Source organism: Mycobacterium sp. (assembly GCF_032159765.1).
GTDB lineage: Bacteria > Actinomycetota > Actinomycetes > Mycobacteriales > Mycobacteriaceae > Mycobacterium.
Genome location: NZ_JAVHWM010000070.1, coordinates 1 through 4,922 on the forward strand (window position 1 = coordinate 1; position 4,922 = coordinate 4,922).

At 63.4% G+C, this 4,922-nt stretch carries 6 protein-coding genes; 3 read left to right on the forward strand and 3 right to left on the reverse strand.

Annotation, left to right across the window (positions count from 1 at the left end; genetic code table 11):
* The coding region (locus QOH60_RS08305) for a hypothetical protein (protein WP_526419014.1) at nt 1-249 on the forward strand (249 nt) is incomplete at its 5' end.
* Nucleotides 250-312: 63 nt separating this feature from the next.
* Entirely contained in the window at nt 313-690 is a 378-nt protein-coding gene (locus tag QOH60_RS08310) for a VOC family protein (protein WP_526419016.1), read from the forward strand.
* 161 nt (nt 691-851) lie between these two features.
* Here the strand turns inward: QOH60_RS08310 and QOH60_RS08315 are convergent, their stop codons facing one another.
* Together QOH60_RS08315 and QOH60_RS08320 are read right to left on the reverse strand one after the other, a co-directional pair.
* Complete coding sequence (locus tag QOH60_RS08315) at nt 852-2,510, reverse strand: TIR domain-containing protein (RefSeq protein ID WP_526419018.1); 1,659 nt, start codon at nt 2,508-2,510, stop codon at nt 852-854.
* A 156-nt stretch (nt 2,511-2,666) separates the two neighbouring features.
* Nucleotides 2,667-2,921: a hypothetical protein gene (locus tag QOH60_RS08320; protein WP_526419022.1), complete on the reverse strand. Its 255-nt coding sequence runs from the start codon at nt 2,919-2,921 to the stop codon at nt 2,667-2,669.
* Nucleotides 2,922-2,943: 22 nt separating this feature from the next.
* Here QOH60_RS08320 and QOH60_RS08325 point away from each other — a divergent pair, with 22 nt between their 5' ends.
* Entirely contained in the window at nt 2,944-3,708 is a 765-nt protein-coding gene (locus tag QOH60_RS08325; protein ID WP_526419024.1) for an NHL repeat-containing protein, read from the forward strand.
* A gap of 12 nt (nt 3,709-3,720) precedes the next feature.
* Here QOH60_RS08325 and QOH60_RS08330 read toward each other — a convergent pair.
* Nucleotides 3,721-4,922 (reverse strand): methyltransferase regulatory domain-containing protein (locus QOH60_RS08330; RefSeq protein ID WP_526419026.1); only part of this gene is annotated, 1,202 nt, incomplete at its 5' end.

Below are 4,922 nucleotides of genomic sequence, written 5' to 3' on the forward strand. Positions count from 1 at the left end.
GTGAAGGCGATCAAGAGCAATTGGGGCGAGGGCGACAACCTCGACGCCTTCAACCTTGCTTACATCACGGCAAGAAACAAACCGAACAACATGTCCCACGAGGATGCCTTGATGTATGCTGCGCGCCAGCCTAAGACCGCGGAATGGGCTGCGGCAGAAGGGTTCACGCAGATAGAAATCGGGATTGCCGTCCAGCACCACGATACGCAATTGTTCGACCATGTGGTGATCTACTTCCGCAAGCCTTGACGGTATGGTGCATCCATACCCGCGCCGCACGGGTCGTGGCGAAGTCGTGAGATGCTCTGATCTATGGCGGCCGATCGCCCCGCGCCCGAGGGCTATCACACCGTGACGCCGCGCATCGTCGTCGACGATGTGGCGGGTGCAGTGTCGTTCCTTCGCACGGTGTTCGATGCTACCGGCGACATCGTGGAGGGGCGGCCTGCGGAGATCCGGATCGGCGATTCACTTGTCATGGTGACGCAGGTCGGAGAGCGCGACGTCTTCCCCGCATTCCTCTATATCTATTTGGCCGACGCGGACGAATCGTATGACCGTGCTGTCAACGCAGGCGCCGAAACCCTAGAGGCGCCGGCGACGACGCCGTACGGTGACAGGCCTGCGATGGTGAAAGACCCGTATGGCAACGTCTTTCAGATCGCGCACCGGCTGACGCCGTCCCGGTAATCTGTAGCGTCGCGGATCGGAGGAGTTACGGCCAACACGATCAATCCCGTTGTCAGCCAACGAGAACCGGAACTGAGTGTACACCCGTCCACCTGCCAGCTAGCTGCACATGGGTATCGTACGGTCTACCAACATCGCAGTGTGACAGCGCATTCCAAGTCTCACCTGGTGGGCAGCGACACCACCCGGTTGTTGCCTGTGTCGGCAACCCAGACGGTGTTTCCCGCGCCGACCGCTACAGCTGCAGGGTGGTTCAGGCCCTTGAATGGCAGCACGCTCTGGTCGCCCGAGCCCCCAGCCACTTTCACCACCCGACTGTTGCCGGTGTCGGCGACGTAGAGGTTCCCTGCCGAGTCGACGGCCAGGCCCTCGGGGCTATTGAGGTTGCCGGACACGGGCGTAGCGGACTGGGCATCAGCCGTCAGCTTCAGCACCCGGTTGTTGCCGGTGTCGGCGACGTAGATGGTGCCCTTTCCGTCAACCGCCACCCCGTGGGGACTGCTGAGGCCACCGAACGAGAGTTCCTTCGTGTCGGCTGCGCCGGCCGGCACTTTCAGGACGTGGTTGGACCCGTCGGTCAGGTAGAGGTTGTCGGCGGAGTCCACCGCTACGGCGCGAGGGCTGTTGAGCCCGTTGATCCGCACGACGGTTGCACTGGTTGCGTCAGCCTCCGCTTTCAGCACCTGATTGTTCTTGCCGTCGGTGACGTAAACGGTGCGGCTGGCGTCGACCGCGACTCCGCCGGGCGTGTCCAGGCCTGCGAACGCCGGCAGCGGGCCCGGATGACCCGCTCCCGATGGCAGCTTGAGCAATTGTTTATTACCTGCATCGACGACGTAGACATTGCCATCGCTGTCGACCGCGACACCGTCAGGGCTGTTGAGATCAGAAACACCGGGCGTGGTTGGCCCCGATGACGATCCAGGTTCTTGGGTTGACCCTGAACTATCACCCGGATTCGCTGTGGGGGATTGAGGTGTCTGGCCGGGCAGCAGGAGGTATCCGATGATGCATGCGACCGCAACAACTGCAACAACACCGGCGATCAACGGCCACTTCAGTTTTCGGCGCGGGCGTGCCACCTGCGGCGCTGCATCGCCGCCCGATCGTCCGTTCCGGGCGGGCGCCCTTGGTCTGGGGGGCGCTGGATCAACCGGCGCCCGCACTGGTGACTTGGCGCCGAGGATGGCGTCGATCTCGCTCGCGATTGCGTACGTGACGTCCGAACGTCGCCGCAACGCCGCCAGCTGCCTGCGAATGTCCTCGACCGCGGTTTCGTCGTGCTCTTCGTGTAGAGCGTTGCGTAACTCAAAAAGCATCTGGGCCTGCATCGGCGGGGTGAGCGCTGCGGGGTCGTGAACCTGTGCGCCCAGTCGCTGCAGGTATTCGTAGGGTATGGGCGGCGTGGCCGGCAGGGGATCTGGCAGCTCAGCGCGTTGGTCTGCGTGCTGGTTGAGCGCCCCCATCAATGCGAAACCTGCTGCGCCCGTGGGATTTCGGTAGTCGATCAGTTGCCTGCTGAAGAGGGGATCGGCTCGGTAACTCGACACTTCCCCGACCTGCACCGGTAGGATCGGCAACTTGAGGTCCTGCGCGTAGCCCAATTCGGCGCGGCACGGCTTGGAGTACAGGGACCGTTCCGACAGCGCGAAGAGGAAGACGTCGCAGCCGCGAATCTGTGCGAGTATCGCGGACCACCAGGCATCACCGCCGCTCAGTTCCTCGTCGATCCACGCGTCGATGCGCGCTCGCCTCAGGTCGCTCACCAGCGACGACACCGCACGTTCGTCATTGCGGGAGTAGCTGACGAACACCTTCATTGCGGATTCCTTGTAGCGACCTCATCGGGTACGCCGAGCATACGGAGCGGTGCAGTCTGTCGGTGCGATTACTACGTACTCACAGCTTCGATGATCGACGACATTCAGCAGTCGGAAAGAATATTGTGCAGCAATGACTCCTCGGCGTAGTGCCTCTCATGCCAAAGGTCTCACGAGCGTCTTCGCGGTCGTCGCTGTGAGCGCCATGACCGCTGCCTGCGGGGGCGGCGGTTCCAGTTCATCTAGTAGTGCCAAAGCGACGACGAGTGCCTCAGGAAGCGCAGGTGCGTCCGCGTCGACACCTGCCTCAGGGACGGCGGGCGCGTCAGCAACGACGAGCAGCACACCCGCCTCGGGGTCGACTACCACGTCGGCACCGCCCACCGGATCAGCCGTGGCGCTGCCCTTCACTGGCCTGACCCACCCTGTCGCCGTGTCGGTGGATACCCAGGGCGGCGTGTATGTCTCCGACACTGGCAACAACCGCGTGGTGAAACTGGCGGCAGATTCCTACACGCAGACCGTGGTGCCTTTCACCGGCCTCAACAACCTGCAGGAAGTGGCGATCGGCCGAGAAGGCCTTGTGTTCGTCAGCGCAGGTGACAGCACTCGGGTGATGTGGCCACAGGCCCAAACCAAAACCGCGGCTCCGCCTTGGCAGGCCGTCTCCACCACCGAGTGGACGGGGCCTTTTACCGACGTGAAGGCCCCCCTCGGCGTGTTCTCTGACGACTACCCCAACTTCTGGGTCTCCGACAGTGGCAACAATCGGGTACTCAAGTACACCAGCCAAACGAACGCCCCTCAGGTGGTGCCCTTCACCGGCCTCAACAAGCCGGACGGGGTGACGTGTGGGCCCTCCTGCCAGGCCTCCTATGTTGTTGACACAGGCAACAACCGGGTGCTTCAACTGACGGGTACCAACAACACCCAGACCGTGCTGGCCTTCACCGGACTGAACAACCCGCACGGCGTTGCGGCGACCTACAGCGTTGTCTACGTCACCGATGGCGGTAACAACCGGGTCGTCAAACTGACGACCGACTCCTCAACCAAGACCACCACCGAAGGCGTCCTGCCGTTCGCCGGCCTCAACAATCCGACCGGCATCGCGCTGGACGTCAAAGGCGACCTATACGTCGTCGACAGCGGAAATAACCGCGTGCTCAAACTGACCAAGGACTTTTTGGGACAATGACATCCGACCCGGCTACTCGGGGTCGCTGACGCGCAGCAGCTTCATCTCCTCCAGCCGCTCCGGCATCGCGTCGACGAACTGTCCCAGGACTTCGCGCAGATCCGACTCGTCCGTCACGAGCGTGCCGTCGAGTTCGATCCGGATCAGACCTGAACGGGCGATCGCCAGCATTTCCTCCACCAGTGCGGCGCGGTCTCGTGTGCCGTCCAGAAGTGGCATAACCTGTGCGTCCAGCGGCGACAACGCTACCGTCTCGTGCCAGAGGTTGAAGGTGTAGGCTGCGCTTTCTCCGAGCGTGAATTGCGCTGTGCGCCTGTATGGTTCGCCCACACGCAGTGGCGTGGTAGCGACCTCGGGCAACACGGGATCGAGCCGGCACCGCACCTGTCCCTGAAAGACCAGGACTTCGAGGAGGTGGTCGATGCGCTCCGGCAGGTTCTCACCTGCGCTGACACCGGCCGATGCGAGCCGCGCCCGCACCGCGTCCAGCAGCTCTTGTCGCGACATCGTCCACGGTGAGCGGGCCGTCAGCGCGTCGAACGCGGACTTGTGGCCGGGATCGTCCGCGAACAGCGTTGCCCCGCCCGGCGCGGCGTATCCCTGACGGGAGGTGTCGAGTCGGGTCGGCCCGTCGACAGGTGGCACGAATGCGGCGAAATACATGCTGTCGTAACGACTTCGGTCGATGTTGTAGCGGATCAGCGGTGTCCGGTCAACGTGCACGAGCAGCGTCTCACGGAAAGCGCGATCGACCACGAAATCCAGGTACTGCTCCACGAGCATTTGCACGCCGTTGCACTGCTCGAGCACGTGCTGGGCGACCTTGGGACCGTAGTTGCCCGGGAACATGACCTCCGGCCGGGCTTCCGCCAGGAAGGCGAGACCGTGCCCGCCAGCCCGCTGCAGCAGGTCGACGAAGTAGCACGGCAGGTTGAACTTCTCGAGTTCGTCGTGCAGAAGGTAGGAATCTCCGAAACCGTAGTCGCGGGCCCGGAATTCGGCCACGGCACTCGCCAGCGGGGTGTGCGCCGGCGCGACTTCCTCCAGGAAGTCGACCATGCGACGCGCGCTGCGCGCCTTCTCCTCGGGAGTCGTGCTGGGGCCGCTGGCCAGGAGCATGGCATCGCGCACGATCTCCTTGGACTTCCAGCCCGGATAGACGTTGTAGCTGATGTACGCCACCCCGTCGGGGGCCAGCAATGTGCTGAACGCGG

Coding starts and splice junctions, on each gene's coding strand:
- QOH60_RS08310 (WP_526419016.1), top strand. CDS start 313: ATGGCGGCCGATCGCCCCGCGCCCGAGGGCTATCACACCGTGACGCCG.
- QOH60_RS08315 (WP_526419018.1), bottom strand. CDS start 2,510: ATGAAGGTGTTCGTCAGCTACTCCCGCAATGACGAACGTGCGGTGTCG.